Annotated in this window: 13 protein-coding genes; 11 read left to right on the top strand and 2 right to left on the bottom strand. The window is 75.4% G+C overall.

The annotated features are described in order from the left end of the window. The 3 genes from C7C46_RS34495 to moeZ form a co-directional block, all read left to right on the top strand. Nucleotides 1-926, top strand: a 926-nt coding sequence (locus tag C7C46_RS34495; RefSeq protein ID WP_220040720.1) for a hypothetical protein, incomplete at its 5' end; no start/stop codon positions are given. A gap of 74 nt (nucleotides 927-1,000) precedes the next feature. Further along, entirely contained in the window at nucleotides 1,001-1,957 is a 957-nt protein-coding gene (locus C7C46_RS30795) for an NAD-dependent epimerase/dehydratase family protein (RefSeq protein ID WP_110673218.1), read from the top strand. A gap of 149 nt (nucleotides 1,958-2,106) precedes the next feature. Further along, entirely contained in the window at nucleotides 2,107-3,285 is a 1,179-nt protein-coding gene (moeZ, locus tag C7C46_RS30790) for an adenylyltransferase/sulfurtransferase MoeZ (protein WP_110673217.1), read from the top strand. Between the two features lie 87 nt (nucleotides 3,286-3,372). Here moeZ and C7C46_RS30785 read toward each other — a convergent pair whose 3' ends face one another. Continuing rightward, nucleotides 3,373-6,105, bottom strand: a complete 2,733-nt coding sequence (locus C7C46_RS30785; protein WP_110673216.1) for a lysylphosphatidylglycerol synthase transmembrane domain-containing protein — start codon at nucleotides 6,103-6,105, stop codon at nucleotides 3,373-3,375. 124 nt (nucleotides 6,106-6,229) lie between these two features. On the opposite strand from C7C46_RS30785, the gene C7C46_RS30780 reads away from it, so the two are divergent. From C7C46_RS30780 to C7C46_RS30765, 4 genes are all read left to right on the top strand, one after another. After that, on the top strand, nucleotides 6,230-6,586 hold the full coding sequence (locus tag C7C46_RS30780) for an MGMT family protein (protein WP_110673215.1): 357 nt from the start codon (nucleotides 6,230-6,232) through the stop codon (nucleotides 6,584-6,586). A gap of 62 nt (nucleotides 6,587-6,648) precedes the next feature. Then, on the top strand, nucleotides 6,649-10,050 hold the full coding sequence (locus C7C46_RS30775) for an ATP-dependent helicase (RefSeq protein ID WP_110673214.1): 3,402 nt from the start codon (nucleotides 6,649-6,651) through the stop codon (nucleotides 10,048-10,050). A 34-nt stretch (nucleotides 10,051-10,084) separates the two neighbouring features. Next, nucleotides 10,085-13,279 (top strand): ATP-dependent helicase, encoded by a 3,195-nt coding sequence (locus C7C46_RS30770; protein WP_110673213.1) that lies wholly within the window; start codon nucleotides 10,085-10,087, stop codon nucleotides 13,277-13,279. 200 nt (nucleotides 13,280-13,479) lie between these two features. Next, nucleotides 13,480-14,679 carry a PP2C family protein-serine/threonine phosphatase gene (locus C7C46_RS30765; RefSeq protein ID WP_110673212.1) on the top strand — a complete coding sequence of 400 codons (1,200 nt, stop codon included), beginning with the start codon at nucleotides 13,480-13,482 and terminating at the stop codon, nucleotides 14,677-14,679. A 15-nt stretch (nucleotides 14,680-14,694) separates the two neighbouring features. Here C7C46_RS30765 and C7C46_RS30760 read toward each other — a convergent pair whose 3' ends face one another. After that, nucleotides 14,695-15,666 (bottom strand): endonuclease/exonuclease/phosphatase family protein, encoded by a 972-nt coding sequence (locus C7C46_RS30760; RefSeq protein WP_110673211.1) that lies wholly within the window; start codon nucleotides 15,664-15,666, stop codon nucleotides 14,695-14,697. Nucleotides 15,667-15,752: 86 nt separating this feature from the next. On the opposite strand from C7C46_RS30760, the gene C7C46_RS30755 reads away from it, so the two are divergent. The 4 genes from C7C46_RS30755 (at nucleotide 15,753) to C7C46_RS30740 (ending at nucleotide 21,373) form a co-directional block, all read left to right on the top strand. Further along, on the top strand, nucleotides 15,753-16,391 hold the full coding sequence (locus C7C46_RS30755; RefSeq protein WP_110673210.1) for a PadR family transcriptional regulator: 639 nt from the start codon (nucleotides 15,753-15,755) through the stop codon (nucleotides 16,389-16,391). After that, complete coding sequence (locus C7C46_RS30750) at nucleotides 16,388-17,140, top strand: ABC transporter ATP-binding protein (protein ID WP_110673209.1); 753 nt, start codon at nucleotides 16,388-16,390, stop codon at nucleotides 17,138-17,140. The genes C7C46_RS30755 and C7C46_RS30750 overlap by 4 nt, the downstream gene beginning before the upstream one ends. Further along, on the top strand, nucleotides 17,137-19,899 hold the full coding sequence (locus C7C46_RS30745) for an FtsX-like permease family protein (RefSeq protein WP_110673208.1): 2,763 nt from the start codon (nucleotides 17,137-17,139) through the stop codon (nucleotides 19,897-19,899). Before C7C46_RS30750 ends, C7C46_RS30745 begins: the two co-directional genes overlap by 4 nt. 79 nt (nucleotides 19,900-19,978) lie before the next feature. Then, a complete protein-coding gene (locus tag C7C46_RS30740) occupies nucleotides 19,979-21,373 on the top strand; it encodes a dipeptidase (protein ID WP_110673207.1) in 1,395 nt (464 codons plus the stop codon). Nucleotides 21,374-21,401 lie beyond the last annotated feature (28 nt).

The following is a 21,401-nucleotide window of genomic DNA, read 5'->3' as shown; positions in this document are numbered from 1 at the left end:
CGCCCACCCCGCCCGTTCCGGCAGGCCCGCCGCACCCGGTGGCCGATCCGGTGCGGGAGCTGATGGCGGCTCACCGGGAGCTGTGCGAGCGGGCCACCCACCCGCTGGAGATCGCGGCCGGACTGGAGGAGGCCGGGGTGGCCGCCGCCACCGCAGGGCGCTACCGCCACGCGGACGTGTTCGCGTTGGCCGAGGAGCTGTTCGCCCGGGTGCCCCGGCGGCCCGACGAGTCGGGTGCGACCGCGCCCGGCGGCCAACGGGCGCCGGCCGGACCGGGTCGGCGCTACCGGGCGGGCCGGCTGCTCGGCCTGCTGGGCGTGGTGCTGCTGCCGCTGGTCACAGTGCTGGGGCCGGCCGGCGGTCCGGGCGCGGTCCGGGTGCCCGCCGCGCTGGCGGTGGCGGCCTGGGCGGCCGCGGCCCCGGCCGACTGGTCGGCCCGCTGGGTCCGGCACGCCGGGCAGGCGCAGCTGCGCTCGGCGGCCACCGTCGCGGAGTTCCGGGCCCGGATGCGCCCGGTGCTGCCGGTGGCGCTCGGTCTGCAGTTGGCCGTGCTCGCTGCCACCAGCTTCGCCGCGCTCGCCGTGCTCACCGCGCTGGCGCCGCGCCCGGGCCCGGCCACCGGCGGCCTGTTGCAGGCCGCGGTGCAGCAGGCCTGCCCCGCCCAGTGGGCCGGGCAGGCGGCGGTCGGGCTGCTGCTGGCCGGCGCCGCCGTGCTGCGCCGGTGCGGGGCCCGGCCGGCGGGGCCGCTCGGGCTGCTGGGCGCGGCCGGGCTGGGCGCACTGCTGGTGGGGCTGCGCGCACTGGGCGGGCTGCCGGCCTGGTTGGCCGGCCCCGGTCCGCTCACCGCGCTGGCCGCCGCGCTCGCGGCGGCGGTGGTGCTGCCGTACAGCTGGCTGGTCGTCAGCGAGCCCGTTGCGCACCGCTGAGCAGCCACCCGCCCGCGCTCCTGCTGACGGGTGGTCGGTCCGTTCTCTTCAGTCATCTCGTGGAAGGACGCCCGATGAGGGTGCTGTTGCTGGGGGCCGGCGGGTACATCGGCCGCCGGGTCGCCGACCGGTTGCTGCAGGACCGCGACCTGCAGGTCACCGTGCTGGGCCGGCGGGACGCGGCCGACATCCGGTTCGATCTGGCGGCCGGGAGCCCGGGCGCGCTGGCCCGGTTCCTGGACGCGGTGGCGCCGCACGTGGTGATCAACTGCGCCGGCGCCACCTACGGCACCCCGCGGGCCCTGGTGCGGGCCAACGCGATCGCGGTGGCCACCGTCTGCGAGGCGATCCGGCGCAGCCGCGAGCCGGCCCGGCTGGTGCACCTGGCCTCGGCCGCCGAGTACGGCCCGGTCCCGTTCGGGACACCGGTGGCGGAGTCCAGCGAGCCGCGCCCGGTCGGTCCGTACGGGGTGTCCAAGCTGGCCGGTACCGAGCTGGTGCTGGGCTCCGGGCTGGACGCGGCGGTGCTGCGCGCCTTCGACGTGGTCGGCCCCGGGGCGCCGGCCGCCTCGCTCTTCGGTCGGCTGGCCGAGGGGCTGCGCCGGGCGATCGAGCAGCAGGAGCCGCAGGTCCGGATGCCGGACCTGTCCGCGTTCCGGGACTTCGTGGACGTGCGGGACGTGGCCCGGGCGGTCTGCGCCGCCGCGGTCTCGGCCGCCACCGGTGTGATCAACATCGGCACCGGGCACGCGGTGCGGGCCCGGGAGGCGGCCGACCTGCTGGTGCGCGTCTCCGGCTTCGAGGGCTCGCTGACCGAGGAACTGCGCCCGCCCGCGCTGGTCCCCGCGCAGGCCGTGGCCGAGCCGGGCTCGCGCGCGGTCGCGACCCTCGCGCCGCTGCCGCCGGTGGAGCCGGTCCCGTGGCGCCAGGCGGACGTCCGCACCGCGCGGGAGCGGCTGGGCTGGCGGGCCGGCACCCCGTTGGAGGAGTCGTTCGGGGACGTCTGGCTGGAGACGGCCTGCCGGGTCTGAGCCGGCGTCGGGCCGGCCTCGGGCGGCCCCGCCCGGTCCCACCATCCGGTGGTACCCGTCTCGCTCTTCGGACATGCTGTCTCGGAATAACGGGCCGGCATGACACTGTTGGCCGTAGACACCACCGTTTGACGACCATCGGAGTCCCTGTGTCGCTGCCACCCCTGGTCGAGCCGGCTGACGAGCTCACCGTAGACGAGGTCCGCCGGTACTCCCGCCACCTGATCATCCCGGACGTCGGGATGGCCGGGCAGAAGCGGCTGAAGAACGCCAAGGTGCTCTGTGTGGGCGCCGGCGGCCTCGGTTCCCCGGCACTGATGTACCTGGCTGCGGCTGGTGTCGGCACGCTGGGCATCGTCGAGTTCGACACCGTCGACGAGTCCAACCTGCAGCGCCAGATCATCCACGGGCAGTCCGACATCGGCCGCTCCAAGGGCGAGTCCGCGCGCGACTCGGTCAAGGAGATCAACCCGTACGTCAACGTGATCCTGCACGACGAGCGGCTCGACAACGACAACGTGATGGAGATCTTCTCCGGCTACGACCTGATCGTCGACGGGACGGACAACTTCGCCACCCGGTACCTGGTGAACGACGCCGCGGTGCTGCTCGGCAAGCCGTACGTGTGGGGTTCGATCTACCGGTTCGACGGCCAGGCCAGCGTCTTCTGGGCCGAGCACGGCCCGTGCTACCGCTGCCTCTACCCGGAGGCGCCGCCGCCGGGCATGGTCCCCTCCTGCGCCGAGGGCGGCGTGCTCGGGGTGCTCTGCGCCTCGATCGGCTCGATCCAGGTCACCGAGGCGATCAAGCTGCTGGCCGGGGTCGGCGAGCCGCTGGTCGGCCGGCTGATGATCTACGACGCCCTGGAGATGAACTACCGTCAGGTCAAGGTCCGCAAGGACCCCGACTGCGCGGTCTGCGGCAAGAACCCGACGGTCACCGAGCTGATCGACTACGAGGCGTTCTGCGGCGTGGTCTCCGAGGAGGCCCAGGAGGCGGCCCTCGGTTCGACCATCACGCCCAAGCAGCTCAAGGAGATGCAGGACAACCACGAGGACATCCTGCTGATCGACGTCCGCGAGCAGAACGAGTACGAGATCGTCAGCATCCCGGGCGCCGTGCTGATCCCGAAGAACGAGTTCCTGATGGGCAGTGCGCTGGAGCGGATGCCCCAGGACAAGAAGATCGTGGTGCACTGCAAGACCGGTGTCCGCTCGGCCGAGGTGCTGGCCGTGCTCAAGGCGGCCGGGTTCGCCAACTCGGTCCACCTGGGCAGCGGCGTGATCGGCTGGGTCCACCAGATCGAGCCCGAGAAGCCGGTGTACTAGTCACCGCAGCTGCGTGACGGGGTCGGCCCCCACTCTCGTCGGGAGTGGGGGCCGACCCCGTTGTCCTGCTCGGTCTGTCCCGCCCGGTCAGAGGCTGCCGCGGCGCTGCAGGACGCTGTAGGCGATCCAGCCCGGCAGCACCGGCAGCCAGAAGGTCAGCACCCGGTACAGGAAGACCGCCGAGGTCGCGGTGGCGGCCGGCAGCCCGGCAAAGCCCAGGGCGGTGATGATGGCCACCTCGACCGCGCCGATCCCGCCCGGGGTCGGCACCGCCGAGCCGGCCGCGTTGGCGGTCAGGAAGATCACCGCGACGGCCGGGAAGCTCATCGAGCCGCCGAAGGCGCGCAGCGAGGCGTCCAGGCAGGCGGTGAAGGCCAGGGTCAGCAGCAGGATGCCGCCGAAGCCGGAGAGCAGCTTGCTCGGCCGCTGCATCAGGTCCAGCATCCGCGGCACCACGCCGAAGAAGAGCGAGCGGACCCGGTTCACCACGAACCGGCGCAGCGGGCCGACCGCGGCGATCACCAGCGAGAGCACCGCCGCGGTCAGCACCCCGATGATCACCGCGCGCTGGTTGCCCACCTCGCCGCCGTTCTGGCTGCCGGTGATCAGGCCGAAGGCGAAGAGCAGCAGCAGGTGCCCGCCCAGGCCCGCCAGCTGCGAGGCGCCCACGCTGGCCACCGCCTGCCCGGGCCGCACGCCGGACTTCTGCAGGTAACGGGTGTTCAGCGCCATGCCGCCGATCGCGGCCGGCGCGACCAGCTTCACGAAGGAGCCGGCCACCTGGGCCGCCACCGTGCGCCCGAACGGCAGCCGCTCGGGCACGAAGCCGGTCAGGCTCATCGCGGCGGCCACGTAGCTGAGCGTGGCCGCGGTGACCGCGACCGCCGTCCAGCCCCAGTTCATGTGCGAGAGCTTGAGCTGGCCGGGTTGGATCGTGGTCACCGCCAGGTAGGCGGCGAAGGCCAGGGCGATCCAGGTGATCAGCGTCTTCGGCTTGAGCCGCTCCAGCCTGGCCGGTGCCTCCGGCGCCTCGGGGGCGATCTGCAGGATCTGCGCCCGGATCCGGGTGAGCAGGTCCTCGCCGGCCGTCGCGATGTCCTCCTCGGCCTGGGCCTGGGTCAGCTCGCCGGCCGCCACCTGCTCCAACGCCAGCGCCTGCGCGGCCGCCTTGCGCTCCTTGACCTGCTTGGCCAGGTCGGCCCGGGTCTGCCGGCTCATCCCGACCGGCTGCAGCAGCGGCAGCGCGGCCGCCACCTTGTCCGCGCCGAGCACCCGGTTGGCGGTGGCCACCGCCCGCTCCGGGCCGACCCGCAGCGCGAAGGTGGTGAGCAGCTGGGCCACGTCGATGCGCAGCGTCAGGTCGCCGGAGGCGATGTCGCCGCCGGACAGGTTGACCAGCGCGCCGTGCTTCTCGTCCACCACCAGCAGCGATTCGCCGGTGAGCCGGCGGTGGGCGATCCGGCGTCCGTGCAGCGCCCCGACCGACTCCCAGAACGAGGCCATCACCTCGTCGGTGACCTGGTCGTCCGCCAGTTCGTCCAGGGTGTGGCCCTCGATCTTCTGGTAGACCAGGATCGCGGCGTCCGGCCCCAGCTCCGAGGTGGCCACCAGCTGCGGCGCGCTGGCCCCGGCGGCGGTGGCCGCGTAGGCGATCAGCGCCTCCTGCTCCAGTGCCTGGCGCAGCGACTGCGGGCTGCGCCGCACCGCCACCGAACGCAGCCGCAGCCGCCGCCAGGCCCGGTAGAAGAAGCCGGAGGCCTGCTGCTCGCGGTCGATGATGTGCACGTCCAGCGCCGGGCCGTCCTGCTGCTGGACGAAGTAGCGCCGGGTACCGCCGGGGGCGTCCGGGGCCCGGTAGCCGGTGCGCGGGGTGAACCCGACCCGGCGCAGGCCCAGCATCAGGTGCTGTCCGGTGGGCCGGATGTTGGGCGAGCCGATGGCGTAGAGCGTCCCGTAGGCGACCGACCAGCCGATCAGCAGGGTCAGCAGCAGCGCGAGCGGCGTGGTGTTTCCGCTGATCAGCTCGGTGGCCCCGCTGAGCAGCACCACCACCCAGAGCGCGACCCGCCAGCGCGGCCGGCTGTGCATGCCGACCGCGGTCATGAAGGCGATCACCGGCGCCAGGTAGCCGTGCACCGGTTCGGTGATCGAGCTGCTGCCCGCGGGCAGCTGGGTGAAGGCGGTGCGGATCGATTCGGTGGCGCCCTCGGCGACCCACCAGTCCACCGCCAGCGAGACCCCGTAGGCCAGCACCGAGGCGAGCACGCCGTCGGCCACCCGCAGGCCGTCGCGCTTGATCAGCCGCTCCACGGCGAAGGCCACCGGCACGCCGAGCACCGCCACCCCGGAGAGCAGGCTGCCCAGGGTGGAGAGCCAGGGGGTGACGTGGCGGATGTTGGCGTGGATGTCCTTCTCGATGCCGCTGGTGGTGGAGGTGGCGATGTTGGCGATCACGAAGAGCGAGACGATGCCGAGCAGGCCGATCACGAAGCGGATCAGGTCGGAGGGGCGGTGGGCCCGGGCGGCGAGCAGCGGCTCGTCCACCGAGAGGTGGTGGTCGTCCACGACCGCAGCGGCCGGCGCGGGTGCGGGTGCGGACTCGGACGCGGACTCGGCGGCCGGTGCGGGCTCGGGTGCGGGTTCGCCGGCGGAGCCGGGTGCGGGCTCGGCGGCGGGGCCGGGAACGGGGTCCGGGTCCGGCTGCGGCGGCTGCTGCTTGCGGAGCGAGATCTTCGGCTCCCCGCCCGGACCGGCCGCTGAGTGTGCGGGGGTGGACTCGTCGGAGCCCTGGTCCACGTCCACGTCACCCGTCCCGGTCATCTGGTCTTGTCCTCGTATCACCACTCACCGCCTGGAAGATGGTGGCATGCCGGACACCCCGCCGCCGGACAGGGGCCGGGCCGGGCGCGGCGAATACCCCGCAGGAGATCGCCGGCCGGCCCGGATGGGCAAGAATGCCCGGGTGACGGACAACCGCGCGGGCGCTCGCCCGGCCGCAGACCTGCCCCCGTTCGCCGAGTCGGTGCTCGATGTGGTCGACCGTATCCCGCCCGGCCGGGTCATGACGTACGGGGACGTGGCCGAGTTCCTCGGTCAGGGCGGCCCGCGCCAGGTGGGCCGGGTGATGGCGCTGTACGGCGGGGCGGTGGCCTGGTGGCGGGTGGTGCGCGCGGACGGCGCCCTGCTGCCCGGGCACGAGCAGCGGGCGCTGGCCGCCTACCGGGTCGAGGGCACCCCGCTGCGCGAGCGCGGCGAGCAGTGGCGGCTGGACCTGCGCCAGGCCCGCTGGGACGGGCGCTGACCGGAGCACCCCGCGCGGTCTCGTAGGCTGTAGGGTCTTCGATTCCTGACCCGAGGACGCCCGTGGCCGCCCCTTACCGCTTGGTGCGCAGCCCGCTCGCGACGCCCGCCCCGCCGGTGCTGGACCCCTACCAGCAGGCGGTGGCCGAGCACGCGGACGGTCCGCTGCTGGTGCTCGCGGGCCCCGGCACCGGGAAGACCACCACGCTGGTGGAGGCGGTGGCCCGGCGGGTCGAGGCGGGCACCGATCCGGAGCGGATCCTGGTCCTCACCTTCAGCCGCAAGGCCGCGATGGAGCTGCGCGACCGGCTCGCGGTCCGGCTGGCGGCCGCGCCGCAGGCCACCACCTTCCACTCGTTCTGCTACGCGCTGCTGCGGGCCCACCAGGAGCCCGAGCGGTACGCCGAGCCGCTGCGGCTGCTCTCCGGTCCGGAGCAGGACGTGATGGTCCGTGAGCTGCTGGCCGGCGACGCCGAGGACGCGGCGGGCGGGGCCCCGGGCCGGATCGGCTGGCCGCTGGACCTGCGGGCCTGCCTGACCACCCGCGGCTTCGCCGACGAGGTGCGCGCGGTGCTGGCCCGCAGCCGCGAGCTGGGCCTGGACGAAACAGAGCTGGCCCGGTTCGCCGAGCGGGTGCAGCGGCCGGACTGGTCGGCGGCGGCGCACTTCCTGGCCGACTACCTGGACGTGCTGGACGCGCGCGGGGTGCTGGACTACGCGGAGCTGGTGCACCGCGCGGTGCTGCTGGCCGAGCGGCCCGACAGCGACCTGGCCGGGCGGTACGACGCGGTCTTCGTGGACGAGTACCAGGACACGGATCCGGCCCAGGTGCGGCTGCTGCGGCAGCTGGCCGGGGGCGGGCGGACGCTGGTCGCGGTCGGCGACCCGGACCAGTCGATCTACGCCTTCCGCGGCGCGGACGTCAACGGCATCCTCGACTTCCCGCAGCAGTTCCCGCGCCGGGACGGGCGGCCGGCCGAGGTGAAGGTGCTGCGGGTCTGCCGCCGGGCCGCGCCGGTGCTGCTGGCGGCCTCCCGGGAGCTGGCCGGGCGGCTGCCGATGGGCCGGCTGCCCGCCGACAAGCTGGCCCAGCACCGGGCGCTGCTGCCGGGCCGCGAGGGCGGACCCGGGCGGCTGGAGGTGCTCACCTTCCCCACCCCGGGCGCCGAGCTGGAGACGGTCGCCGACCTGCTGCGCCGCGCGCACCTGGAGGACGGGGTGCCGTGGGGCGAGATGGCGGTGCTGGTCCGCGCCGGGGCCCGGGCGATCCCCGGGGTCCGGCGGGCGCTCAGCGCGGCGGGGGTACCGCTGGAGATCGACGGCGACGACGCGCCGCTGCGCGAGGAACCGGCCGTGGTGCCGCTGCTCCTGGCGCTGCGGGTGTGTGCGGAGGGGGCCGCGCGGGAGAAGGCGACCGGACCGGCGTCCGAGGACGACCCGCTGACCCCCGAACTGGCCGAAACCCTGCTGACGGGCCCGCTGGCCGCCCTCGACGGCGCCGCCCTGCGCCGCCTGGGCCGCGCCCTGCGCGAGGAGGAGCGCGCCGCCCTGCGCGAGCGGGCGGGGGAGCCCCGGGAACCCGAGGAGGCCGGGGAGCCCGGGGAGGCCGGGGAGGCTCCCGTCGCGGCCCGGGAACAGGGGCAGGCAGCGCAGCGAGGGCGCACTCACGCCGTCGTGCGCCCGGCACAGGAGCTCATCCGGGAGGCGCTCGCCCACCCCGAGCGCCTGGTGACCCTCGACAGCGCCCCCGCCCGCCGCGCCCGCGACCTCGGTGTCCTGCTCCGCAAGGTCCGCGACCTGCTGATCGGCGGCGGCACCGCCGAGGAGGCCCTCTGGCAGCTCTGGGACGGCAGCCCCCGCTGGCGCGAGCGCCTGGAGCGGGCCGCCCTGCGCGGCGGCGCGGTGGGCCGCAACGCCGACCGCGACCTCGACGCCCTGTGCGCCCTGTTCGACACCGCCGCCCGCGCCGAGGAGCAGGTCACCGGCCACCGCGGCGCCCTCGACCTGCTCGCCGAGCTGGCCGCCCAGGACATCGCCGCCGACACCCTCACCGTGCGCACCGCCCGCCAGGAGGCGGTGCGCCTGATGACCGCCCACCGCGCCAAGGGCCTGGAGTGGCACCTGGTGGTGGTGGCAGGGGTGCAGCAGGGCCTGTGGCCCGACCTGCGCCGCCGCGGCTCACTGCTGGAGGCCGACCGGATCGGCCGGGACGGCCTGGCCGAACCCCTCACCCCCGCCGCCCTGCTCGCCGAGGAGCGCCGGCTCTTCTACGTGGCCGCGACCCGGGCCAAGGAGCGCCTGGTGGTGACGGCGGTCAAGGCCGCCGCCGAGGACGGCGACGAGCCCTCCCGGTTCCTGCGCGAGCTCTACCGCGAGGAGCTCGACCCCAGGACCGGCAAGGTGCTGCGCCGCACCCCGCCGGCCACCGTCGCCGACGTGACCCAGCGCCCGCGCCGCCCGCTCTCGGTCGCCGCCCTGGTCGCCGAGCTGCGCGCGGTCACCGTCGACCCGACCCGCTCGCCCGGGCTGCGCCGCACCGCCGCCGAGCGCCTCGCGCAGCTGGCCGGCGCGGCCGACGCCGGCGGCGTCCCGCTGGTCCCGCTGGCCCACCCCGACCGCTGGTGGGGGATGGCCGAGCCGACCAGCAACCCGGTCCCGCTGCGCGAGCCGGACCGCCCGGTGCAGTTGTCCGGCAGCGGCCTGGAGCAGTTGGACGCCTGCTCGCTGCAGTGGTTCCTGAGCAAGGAGGTCAAGGCGCAGACCGCCACCTCCGGGGCCCAGGGCTTCGGCAACGTGCTGCACGCGCTGGCCGACGAGGTGGGTTCGGGCCGCAGCCCGGCCGACCTCGCGGTGCTGCTGGAGCGGCTGGACACGGTCTGGGACGCGCTGGCCTTCGACGCGCCGTGGAAGTCGGACCAGGAGAAGGGCCAGGCCCGGGCGGCGCTGGAGCGGTTCCTGCACTGGCACGTGCTGGAGCGCGGGCGCACGGTGCTGGCCACCGAGCACGACTTCGACCTGACCCTGCCGGTCGGCGAGGTCTCGGTGCGGATCCGCGGCGTGATGGACCGGGTCGAGCAGGACGCACTCGGGCGGGCCTACGTGGTGGACTTCAAGACCGGCAAGCGGGCCCCGACCGACAAGTCGCTGCCCGAGCACAAGCAGCTGGCGGTCTATCAGCTGGCGGTCCGTGAGGGCGCGCTGGACCCGCTGCTGAACGAGCGCCCGCCGCTGGGCGGGGCCGAGCTGGTGCAGCTGCGGTTCGAGGACAAGAAGCTTGCGGAGGCCCCGAAGGTGCAGCACCAGCCGCCGCCCGAGGGCGAGCCGTGGATCGAGAACCTGCTCGCCGACGCGGCCGGCCGGGTGCTGGCCGAGCGCTTCGCCCCCAGCACCGGCGAGGCCTGCGGCACCTGCTCCTTCAAGCGCAGCTGCTCGGCCCAGCGGGACGGCCGCCAGCTGGTGGAGTAGGCGCGCTGTCCGCGCCTGCGGTTACCGTGGTCCGATGCTCAGCCACCCCGAACAGCTCAAGGAACTGCTCGGCATCCCCTTCAACCCCGAGCAGCTCGCGGCGATCGGGGCGCCGCTGGAGCCGGCGGTGATCGTGGCGGGCGCCGGCTCGGGCAAGACCACGGTGATGGCCGCCCGGGTGGTCTGGCTGGTCGGCTCCGGCCAGGTGGCCCCCGAGCAGGTGCTGGGCCTGACCTTCACCAACAAGGCGGCCGCCGAGCTGGCCGAGCGGGTGCGCACCGCGCTGGCCCGGGCCGGCCTGCGCGAGGGCTCCGAGCCGGGCGGACACGGCGGGTTCGACCCGGGCGAGCCGGAGATCTCCACGTACCACGCCTTCGCCGGCCGTCTGCTCAAGGAGCACGGCCTGCGGATCGGCATCGAGCCGGACGTGCGCCTGCTCGCCGACGCCACCCGGTTCCAGCTCGCCGCCAAGGTGCTGCGCTCCGCCCGCGGCCCCTTCCCGCACCTCAAGGACCGGTTCACCGCCCTGGTCGCCGAGCTGACCGCGCTGGACGCCGAGCTCTCCGAGCACCTGGTCCCGCCCGCCCGGCTGCGCGCCTTCGACACCGAGCTGCTGGACGAGCTGGCCGTCGCCAAGCTGACCAACCAGGAGCTGCGCGAGGTCCCGGAGGCCGCCCGGGGCCGCCAGGAGCTGCTCACCCTGGTCGAGGAGTACCGCCGCCGCAAGCAGGCGGGCGGCCTGATGGACTTCGGCGACCAGATAGCCGCCTCGGCCCGGCTGGCCCTGGAGCGCCCGGAGGTGGGCCGGCTGCTGCGCGAGCAGTACCGGGTGGTGCTGCTGGACGAGTACCAGGACACCTCGGTGGCCCAGCGGCTGCTGCTGGCCGGCCTGTTCGGCGGCCCGGAGTCCGGCGGCCACCCGGTCACCGCGGTCGGCGACCCGTGCCAGGCGATCTACGGCTGGCGCGGCGCCTCGGTGGCCAACCTGGACGAGTTCCCGCACCACTTCCCGAAGGCCGACGCCGGCCCCGCGGCCCGCTACGCGCTGAGCGAGAACCGGCGCAGCGGCGGCCGGCTGCTCGCCTTCGCCAACGGGCTGGCCGCCCCGCTGCGCGCGCTGCACCAGGGCGTCGAGGCGCTGCGCCCGGCCCCGGGGGCGGAACTGGACGGCCTGGTCCGGGTCGCCCTGCTGCCCACGCACGCCGAGGAGGTGGACTGGCTGGCCGACTCGATCGCCCACCTGGTGGCCACCGGCACCCGGCCGGGGGCGATCGCGGTGCTCTGCCGGGGCGCGGCCACCTTCCCCGACATCCACGCCGCACTGGTGGCCCGCCGGATCCCGGTCGAGGTGGTCGGGCTCGGCGGCCTGCTGCAGCTGCCCGAGGTGGCCGACCTGGTGGCCGTCTGCGAGGTGCTGCAGGACCCGACCGCCAACGCCTCCCTGGTGCGGCTGCTGGTCGGCCCGCGCTGGCGGATCGGCCCGCGCGACCTGGCGCTGCTCGGCCGCCGGGCGGCCGAGCTGGTGCGCACCGCGGGGACGGCCGAGAGCGATCCGCTGGCCGCGGCGGTCGCGCAGGCCGATCCGACCGAGGTGGTCTCGCTCAGCGACGCGCTGGAGACCTTCCTGGAGTCCGAGCAGCCCGACACGCTGCCGTTCTCGCCCGAGGCCCGGACCAGGTTCGCGCACTGCGCCCGGGAGATCCGCGAGCTGCGCCGGGTGCTGGCCGAGCCGCTGCTGGAGGTGCTGCACCGGGTGCTGGCGGTCACCGGCCTGGAGATCGAGCTGGCCGCCTCCCCGCAGGCGCTGGCCGCCCGGCGCCGGGAGAGCCTGCAGGCCTTCCTGGACATCGCGGCCCGGTTCGCCGACCTGGACGGCGACCCGGGCCTGTCCGCGTTCCTGTCCTTCCTGAGGGCCGCCGAGGAGTACGACCGCGGCCTGGACTCCAGCCTGCCGGGCGGGGAGGACACCGTGAAGGTGCTCACCGCGCACAAGGCCAAGGGGCTGGAGTGGGACGTGGTGGCGCTGCCCGGCCTGGTCAAGGGCGCCTTCCCGAGCAACCGCTCGCGCGAGCGGTGGACCAGCCGCCGCCCGGTGCTGCCGTACCCGCTGCGCGGCGACGCGGCCACCCTGCCCGAGGTGCCGGCCTGGAACGCCAAGGGCCTGGCCGCCTTCCGGACGGCGCTGCGGGAGCAGGCCGCGACCGAGGAGCTGCGCCTGGGCTACGTGGCGGTGACCCGCCCGCGCACCCGGCTGCTCGCCTCGGGGCACTGGTGGGGCCCGACCCAGTCCACCGTGCGCGGCCCCTCCGAGTACCTGGAGGCGCTGCGCGGGCACGCCGAGCGGCCCGGCGCGGGCGAGGTCGAGCACTGGGCCGAGCCGCCGGTGGCCGGCGCCGAGAACCCGGCGCTGCGCCAGGCGGCCGACACCCCGTGGCCGCTGCCGCTGGACCCGGCCGCCCGGCTGGCCCGGCAGCGGGTGGCCGAGGTGGTGCGCGAGCGGCTGGCGGGCCGGCCGGCCCCCGCGCCCGAGCAGCTGGTCCCCGAGGAGCAGCGGCTGGTGGACTCCTGGGACCGCGACCTGAGCGCGCTGCTGGGCGAGCTGGCCCGGGCCCGCGGCGGGGTGCGCGAGGTACCGCTGCCGCCCGCGCTGTCGGCCACCCAGCTGATGCGGCTGGCCGCCGACCCGGACGGCTTCGCCAAGGAGCTGGCCCGCCCGCTGCCCCGCCCGCCGCAGCCCGCGGCCCGCCGGGGCACCCGCTTCCACGCCTGGATCCAGGCCCAGTACGCGCCGCTGCCGCTGCTGGAGCCGGAGGCGCTGCCCGGCCTGGACGAGGTCGAGGACATCGCCGACGAGCACGACCTGGAGCAGCTCAAGCAGGCCTTCCTGCGCGGCCCGTACGCCCACCGGCGCCCGTACCGGGTGGAGGCGCCGGTTCAGGTGGTGCTGGCGGGCCGGGTGGTGCGCGGCCGGATCGACGCGGTCTACCGGCTCGGTGACGGCCTGTCAGGGTCACGCTTCGAGGTGGTGGACTGGAAGACCGGCCACGAGGAGCGGGCCGACCCGCTGCAGCTGGCGGTCTACCGGCTGGCCTGGGCCGAGCAGCTCGGGCTGGAGCTGGAGCAGGTCACTGCGGCGTTCTGCCACATCCGCAGCGGGCGGGTCGAAAGACCGGTAGGACTTCCTGACCGGAACGCGTTGGAAACGCTCCTGATCGGGAAGAGTGACTAAGAGGTCACAGAGAGCATCCAACCCGTCACACGGTCGCGCGAAACCGATGCAGAGTGCACGTTTCGCCCCTATTGTGGGGTCGGTAACCGGTCACCCGCGTCTGCCGGGCCACCGGAAGGCCCCCGATCATCACCCTCAGTCATCGCCCCAGCTGCCGTCGGCGCGGGCGCCTTCTGCTGGAGAGACCTGAGTTGAGCGCGATGGGGAAGTTGATCGCGACATGGAACCGGATCCCGGCCCACCGGCTCGCCGGTCCGGGCCCCGCCGCCGCCCGCCCGTCGGGCACCTGGCCCAGGACGGCGCTGACGCTGCCGTTCGTCGGCATGGCGCTGGTGATCTGCCTGGACTACCTGTCCACCCTCGAAGTGACGGTCGAGCCGGCGCTGACCGCGGTACCGGCGCTGGCCGCGATCGTCAGCCGCCGGGTCTGGTACCCGATCCTGACCGGCCTGCTGGCCGAGGGGGCGGCCTTCGCGATGGCCACCTACAACGGCGTGCTGGGCGACTCGGTGCACAGCGCCACCGTCCTGGCCATCGCGCTGGTCACCGCGATCAGCTGGGTCAGCGCCACCCTGCGGGTCCGTCAGGACCAGGCGCTGGCCGACGCCCAGCTGGTGGCCGAGATCGCCCGGCGGGTGCTGCTGCGCTCGGTCCCGGACCGGGTGGGCAGCGTGCGGGCCGCCGTGCACTACGCGGCCGCCGCCGCGCACGCCCGGATCGGCGGCGACCTGTACGAGGTGGTCAACACCCGGCACGGGGTGCGCGCCGTGGTCGGCGACGTGCGCGGCAAGGGGCTCAACGCGGTGGAGACGGCCGCCGTCGTGCTGGGCGCCTTCCGGGAGGCGGCCCACCAGGAGCCGGCCCTGGACCGGGTGGCCGGCTGGCTGGCCGTCAGCCTGGACCGCGCGCTGCACGAGAACGACCACCCCGGGGTGGAGGAGGAGTTCGTCACCCTGGTGCTGATCGGGGTCGCGCCGGACGGCGCCGCGGAGATCGTCAACTGCGGCCACCCGGCCCCGCTGCTGCTGCGCGCGGACGGGCAGGTGCGGGCGCTGGAGCTGGCCGACACGGTGCCGCCGATCGGGGTGCTGGACCCGGAGCTGGTGGCGCCGCCGGTGCAGCGGGTGCCGTTCGAGCCGGGCGACCGGGTGCTGCTCTTCACCGACGGGGTGATCGAGGCCCGCGACCGGGCCGGCCGGTTCTACCCGCTGGCCGAGCGGCTGCCCGGCTGCGCCGCGGGCAGCCCGGTGGAGGTGCTGGACCGCCTGCACGAGGACGTGGTGCGCCACGTCGGCCGCCAACTGGGGGACGACGCGGCGATGCTGCTGCTCGAGTACCGGCCGGCCGTGCCCGGCGAGACGCAACTGCCGCACCAGAACGTCCGGCTGGCGCACCAGTAGCCCGGTCCCGCTGATCTACAGCTCGACCTCCACCAGCAGCGGCCGGTGGTCGCTGACCCCGACCCGGGGGGCGGCCACCAGGCCCACGGCGGTGCGCGGCACGCCCACCGCCAGCACGTGGTCGAACTGCACGGCCGGCCGGTGCGAGGGGTAGGTGGGGGTGCGGGCCAGGTCGTGCCAGCCCTGCAGTCGCGGGCCCACCTCGCGCCCGCGCCGCCGCCCGCCGGGCAGCGCCCCGCGGGCGTGCCGGGCCGCGCGCAGCTCGCGGATCCGGCGCGGCGAGGCCGGGGCCCGGTCCAGCGCGGTGGCCGAGCCGAGCACGGTCCGCGGCACCGGCCCGACCAGGTTGAAGTCCCCCAGCACCAGGTAGGGCCGGGGCAGGTCGGCGATCCAGCGGCGGATCCCGGCCAGCTGGGCCATGTTCCAGCCGGGCACGAAGGACAGGTGGGTGGCCACCACGGTGAACTCGCCCTGCTCGCCCGCCAGGACCGCGGCCAGCGCGGCCCGCGGCTCGTCCGGCACCGGCGTCAGCCCGCGCCGGCCGGCCACCCGCAGCGGCAGGCCGAACGGCGCCGGCGCGAACCGCCGGGCCCGCCAGTGCCGCACCGGGAGCCGGCTGAGCAGGGCGGTGCCGTAGGAGGGGCGGTCGGCGGCGGCGCCCAGGTCCTGCGGGCCGTAGACCCGCAGGCCGTCGGGTTCGGGATCGCGCAGCCAGCCGGCCACCGGGGCCGGGCGTCCGTGCAGCGCGGCGGCGAACCGCCAGTCGGCCGCGTCCATCGCCTTGGCCGCCACCGCCGTCTGGTCGGCCAGCCCGGACCGCTGCTGGTGCCGGTCCACCTCCTGGAGCGCCAGCACGTCGGCGTCCAGGGCGGCGATCGCCTCGTGCAGCGGCTCGGCGGCCTCGGTGGGGTAGGGGAGCGGGCTGCCGTCGGCGGCCAGCGGCTGGCCGTGCAGCAGGTTGAAGGTCGCGATGCGCAGTGGGCTCACAACTGGTGACGGTACGCCCACCTGACACGGCGTGGGGTGCGCGACGGGCTTGAGGAGACGGCACATACCCGGTATACATACTCGGTATGTCGATCAAACACGGTCTGCTCGCCCTGCTCGACCAGGGGCCCAGATACGGCTACCAGCTGCGCACCGAGTTCGAGGCGCGCACCGGCGCCACCTGGCCGCTGAACGTCGGGCAGGTGTACACCACGCTGGGTCGGCTGGAGCGGGACGGCCTGGTGCTCCCGGACGGGGAGGACGAGGAGGGCCACCTCTTCTACCGGGTCACCGACCGCGGCCGGGCCGAGCTGCGCAACTGGTTCGAGACCCCGGTGCCGCGCACCAACCCGCCCCGGGACGAGCTGGCGATCAAGCTGGCGATGGCGGTCACGGTGCCCGGGGTGGACGTCCAGGCGGTGGTCCAGGGCCAGCGCCGGCACAGCATCCAGGCGCTGCAGGACTACACCCGGCTCAAGGCCCGGGCGCTCGCGGCGGTGGCCGAACCGGCCGCCGGCGGGACCGAGCTGGCCTGGCTGCTGGTGCTCGACCAGTTGATCTTCCAGACCGAGGCCGAGGTCCGCTGGCTGGACCACTGCGAGACCCGGCTGGCCCAGCACCGCCCACAGCCGGTCCCGGCGCAGGAACCCGCACCCGGCACCGGCGAGCAGGAACCCGCGCCGACGACGCGTGGACGCGGGAAGCAACGACAGGGGGAACGATGACCACCACCACCGACCCGATACTGCGGCTGGAGCAGGTGACCCGGGTGCACGGCCAGGGCGCCGCCGAGGTGCACGCACTGCGCTCGGTGAGCCTGGCGGTGCACCCCGGCGAGTTCGTCGCCGTGATGGGTCCCTCCGGCTCCGGCAAGTCCACCCTGCTCACCCTGGCCGGCGGCCTGGACCGCCCCAGCGGCGGGCGGGTGCTGGTGCAGGGCCGCTCGCTCGGCGAGCTGAGCCGCCGTCAGCTGGCGCAGGTGCGCCGGCGCGCGGTCGGCTACGTCTTCCAGGACTACAACCTGATCCCGGCGCTGACCGCGGTGGAGAACACCATGCTGCCGCGCGAGTTGGACGGGGTGCCGGCCCGCACCGCACGGCGCGAGGCCATGGAGGCGCTGGCCGAGGTCGGCATCGCCGAGCTGGCGGACCGGTTCCCCGACGACATGTCGGGCGGCCAGCAGCAGCGGGTCGCGATCGCCCGGGCGCTGATCGGCGAGCGGGGCCTGGTGCTGGCCGACGAGCCCACCGGCGCGCTGGACTCCAGCACCGGAGAGGCGGTGCTGGCGGTGCTGCGGACCCGCTGCGACGCGGGCGCGGCCGCGGTGCTGGTCACCCACGAGGCCCGGCACGCGGCCTGGGCGGACCGGGTGGTCTTCCTGCGCGACGGCCGGATGGTGGACGAGACCGGCCGGCAGAGCGCCGAGCAGCTGCTCGCCGCTGCCGCCGGCAACGCCCAGGGGGGCGAGCTGTGAGGCTCCCCGCGCTGCGGGCCGCGCTGCGGATCGCACGCCGCGACGCGTTGCGGGCCAAGGGGCGCAGCGCCCTGGTGCTGGCCATGATCGCGCTGCCGGTGCTCGGGGTGGCCGGTGCCGACGTGGTCTACCGCAGCACCGACCTGACCACGGCTCAGCAGGTGGAGCGTCAGCTCGGCCGGGCGGACGTGCTGCTGCAGTCCAGCGGGTCCGGCTACGAGGTCGTGCAGGCCCCGCTCGCCTGGGACGGCCAGATCGGGCACTGGGTCCAGCCGGGGCCCGAGCAGCAGAGCAGCAAGGACACCGAGCCGGGCGCCCTGGCCGCCCGGCTGCTGCCGCCCGGCTCGGTGCTCTACCCGCTGACCACCGCCGACACGATGGCCGGCAGCAAGGACGGCCTGCTGCGCAGTCGGCTGACCCAGGCGGACCTGACCGACCAGGTCTGGCACGGCCGGATCAACCTGGTGGGCGGCCACGCCCCGGTGACGGACGACCAGATCGCCGTGACCCAGGCCTTCCTGGACTCCGCCGGCCTGCGGCTGGGCGCGAGCACCGTGCTCGGCGGCGACCACGGGAAGTCCTTCACCATCACCGGGGTGGTCGAGCATCCGGACCAGCTGCGGCTGGTCGAGGCGGTCGGCCGGCCCGGCGCGTTCGGCGACCTGATGCCCACCGGTCCGGACCGGAACTACAGCTGGCTGGTGCGGCTGCCGGCCGGCGCGAGCGTGGACTGGCCGGCCGTGCAGCAGCTCAACAAGTACGGATTCGCGGCCAGTTCGCGGGCGGTGGCGCTGCACCCGCCGGCTCGGAACCAGGTCCCCTACTACGCCCAGCAGTCCACGGGCAGCAGCGACCGCTCGGCCACCGTGGTGCTGGTCACCGTGGTCGGCATGGCGCTGCTGGAGGTGGTGCTGCTCGCGGGCCCCGCGTTCGCTGTCGGGGCCCGGCGGTCCCGGCGCCAGCTGGGGCTCATCGCGGCCGGCGGCGGCGACCGGGCTCAGGTGCGCGCGGTGGTGCTCGGCAGCGGTGCGGTGCTCGGCCTGGCCGGGGCGGTGGTCGGGGTGCTGCTCGGGGCGCTGGGCGTGCTGGTGGCCCGGCCGTGGCTGGAGCGGGCCGGGGGTGCCCGGTTCGGCTCCTTCGCGCTGGCGCCGCTGGACCTGCTCGCGGTGGCCGGGCTCGGGCTGGCCACCGGGCTGCTGGCGGCCGTGGTGCCGGCGGTGCAGGCCGGGCGGCAGGAGGTGCTGGTCGCGCTGACCGGGCGCGGTGAGCTGAAGCCGGTGCCGCGCCTGCTGACCCTGCTGGGCGTGCTGATGGTGCTGGGCGGGGCGGCGCTCGCGCTGTTCGGGGTGAGCAACGGGACCATGCGCAACACCGCGGTGCTGGGCGGCTCGGCGGTGGCCGAGCTGGGCATGGTCGCCTGCACCCCGGTGCTGGTGGGCCTGTTCGGCCGACTCGGGAAGGTGCTGCCGCTGGCCCCGCGGCTGGCGCTGCGCGACTCGGTGCGCCACCGCGGCCGCACCTCGCCGGCGGTGGCCGCCGTGATGGCCGCGGTGGCCGGCGCGGTCGCGGTCGGCGTCTACGGCGCCAGCAACGACCAGGAGATGCGCGAGCACTACGTCGCCACCGCACCGGCCGGCGCGGTCACCCTGCTCAGCTACCCCGATCCGGCCGCTGCCCCGCTGGACCGGCAGCGGGCCGCGGTCGAGCGGGCGATGCCCGGGCTGGGTGAGCGGGCCGACGTGCGGGCGGTCGACTCCCCGGGCAGTTGCGTGCTCGGTCCGGCCGACTGCCACCAGGCGACCAGCTCGGCCAGCCTGGTGGCGCCGCCGGCCAAGCGCTGCCCGCTGATGGACCAGCAGAGCCCGAGCGGGCCCGGCGACCTGGCGCTCGCGCGCGACCCGCGCTGCCTGAACCCGGTGGAGTCCGTCAGGTTCGGTCCGATGGTCTCCGGCGACCCGGCGCTGCTGCACAGCCTGTTCGGAGTGGACGACGCGGCGGTGCGCCAGGCCGCGGCCGACGGCAAGGTGGTGGTCTTCGACCCGTCGATGATCGACAACGGCAAGACCGTGCTGCGGGTGTCGGGCCAGAGCGACCCCGCCAACCCGGCCTGGACCCACCACGACCAGCTGGTGGACGCGGTGCTGGTCCGCAGTGGTCCCGCCGTCCACACCAGCTACTTCAGCCCGGCAGCCGTGGCCGAGCTCGGGCTGCTGACCCGCGACTTCGGTTCGGTCTGGCGGCCGGCGGCGGTGCCCTCCGCGGGCGCCGAGCAGCGGGCGCAGGGCGCGCTGGGCAAGCTCGGGGTGCGCAGTTGGCAGTTCTCGGTGGAGCGCGGCTACCGGGCGCAGAACTCCGCCATGGAGCTGGGACTGACCGGTTTCGCCGCGCTGGTCGCGCTCGGTGCGGCCGGGATCGCCACCGGGCTGGCCGCGGCCGACTCGCAGCGGGACCTGGCCACCCTGGCGGCGGTCGGCGCCGAACCGCGGATCCGGCGCAGCCTGTCCGGCTTCCAGTGCGGAGTGATCGCCGCGATGGGGGCGGTGCTGGGCACGGTGTGCGGGATGGTGCCGGCGGTGGCGCTGCGGGAGGCGAAGGGGATGGCCCCGCCCTCCCGGCTGCTGGAGGGCCAGGCGCACGTGGTGATCGCCGTGCCGTGGCTGAACCTCGGGCTCACCCTGGTGGCGCTGCCGCTGCTGGCGGCCCTGCTGGCGGCCGTGGTCACCCGCTCGCGCACGGTGCTGGCCCGCCGGACGGCGTGACCGACCCCACAGCGCCGCCGCGGTCCGCACCCCGGACCTCGGCGGCGCCCACCCTTCGGGGCGAACTAAGGTCAACCGTATGACGAAAACCCCGGACAGCGCCGTCCGCTCCTACATCGCCCAGCACCAGGAGGCCTTCCTGGCCGACCTCGCCGACTGGCTGCGCATCCCCTCGGTCTCCGCCGACCCCGACCGGGCCGGCGACGTGCGCCGCTCGGCCGAGTGGCTGGCCGAGAAGCTGCGCGGGACCGGGTTCCCGGTGGTGGAGGTCTGGGAGACGGACGGACTGCCGGCGGTCTTCGCCGAGTGGCCCGCGGGCGAGGCCGGGGTGCCCACCGTGCTGGTCTACGGCCACCACGACGTGCAGCCGGCCGCCAAGGCGGACGGCTGGCGGACCGAGCCGTTCGAGCCGACCGTGGTCGGCAACCGGCTGCACGCGCGCGGCGCGGCCGACGACAAGGGCCAGGTCTTCTTCCACACCCTGGGGCTGCGCGCGCACCTGGCCGCCACCGGCCGCAGCGCGCCGGCAGTCAACCTCAAGCTGCTGATCGAGGGCGAGGAGGAGTCCGGCTCGCCGAACTTCGGCGCGCTGATCCGCCGTCAGGCCGAGCGGCTGGCCGCCGACCTGGTGGTGGTCTCCGACACCGGGATGTGGGACGAGCGCACCCCGACCGTCTGCACCGGCATGCGCGGCAAGCTCGACTGCCAGATCGACCTGACCGGGCCGGACAGCGACATCCACTCCGGCTCCTTCGGCGGCGCGGTGCCCAACCCGGCCACCACCGCGGCCGAGCTCGCGGCCGCGCTCCACGACGAGCAGCGGCGGATCGCGCTGCCCGGCTTCTACGACGGGATCGTGGAGCTGACCGAGCGCGAGCGCGAGCTGTTCGCCAAGCTCCCCTTCGACGAGGCGGGCTGGCTGGCCACCGCGAAGTCGCACGGCCTGCAGGGCGAGGCCGGCTACTCCACCCTGGAGCGGATCTGGGCCCGGCCCACCGCCGAGGTGAACGGCGTCTGGGGCGGCTACACCGGCCCCGGCACCAAGACCATCGTGCCGGCCGAGGCGCACCTCAAGCTCTCCTTCCGGCTGGTCGCCGGCCAGGAGCCGGAGCGGATCGAGCAGACGGTGCGGGACTGGGTGGCCGCCCGGGTGCCGGCCGGGATCGGGCACCGGGTGCACTTCGGCAGCATCACCCGGCCCTGCCTGACCCCGCTGGACCACCCGGCGCTGCGCTCCACGGTGCGGGCGATGGAGCGGGCCTTCGAGCAGGAGGTGCTCTTCACCCGGGAGGGCGGCTCCGGGCCGGCCGCCGACCTGCGCGACGTGCTCGGCGCCACCGTGCTGTTCCTGGGCATCTCGGTGCCCTCGGACGGCTGGCACTCGGTGGACGAGAAGGTCGAGCTGGACCTGCTCCTCAAGGGTGTCGAGGCCGCCGCCTACCTGTGGGGCGACCTGGCCGAGAACCACCGCTGAGCCCCGGTGGACGCTGAGATGACGAAGA

This window comes from Streptomyces tateyamensis (genome assembly GCF_003205575.1).
Lineage (GTDB): Bacteria > Actinomycetota > Actinomycetes > Streptomycetales > Streptomycetaceae > Kitasatospora > Kitasatospora tateyamensis.
This window is presented reverse-complemented; position numbering and strand designations above follow the sequence as displayed.

Bases quoted from the DNA above. Each gene is read 5' to 3' on its own strand.
- C7C46_RS30795 (WP_110673218.1), top strand. From the start codon at position 1,001: ATGAGGGTGCTGTTGCTGGGGGCCGGCGGGTACATCGGCCGCCGGGTC.
- C7C46_RS30785 (WP_110673216.1), bottom strand. From the start codon at position 6,105: ATGACCGGGACGGGTGACGTGGACGTGGACCAGGGCTCCGACGAGTCC.
- C7C46_RS30780 (WP_110673215.1), top strand. From the start codon at position 6,230: ATGGGCAAGAATGCCCGGGTGACGGACAACCGCGCGGGCGCTCGCCCG.
- C7C46_RS30770 (WP_110673213.1), top strand. From the start codon at position 10,085: ATGCTCAGCCACCCCGAACAGCTCAAGGAACTGCTCGGCATCCCCTTC.
- C7C46_RS30765 (WP_110673212.1), top strand. From the start codon at position 13,480: ATGGGGAAGTTGATCGCGACATGGAACCGGATCCCGGCCCACCGGCTC.
- C7C46_RS30755 (WP_110673210.1), top strand. From the start codon at position 15,753: ATGTCGATCAAACACGGTCTGCTCGCCCTGCTCGACCAGGGGCCCAGA.
- C7C46_RS30750 (WP_110673209.1), top strand. From the start codon at position 16,388: ATGACCACCACCACCGACCCGATACTGCGGCTGGAGCAGGTGACCCGG.
- C7C46_RS30740 (WP_110673207.1), top strand. From the start codon at position 19,979: ATGACGAAAACCCCGGACAGCGCCGTCCGCTCCTACATCGCCCAGCAC.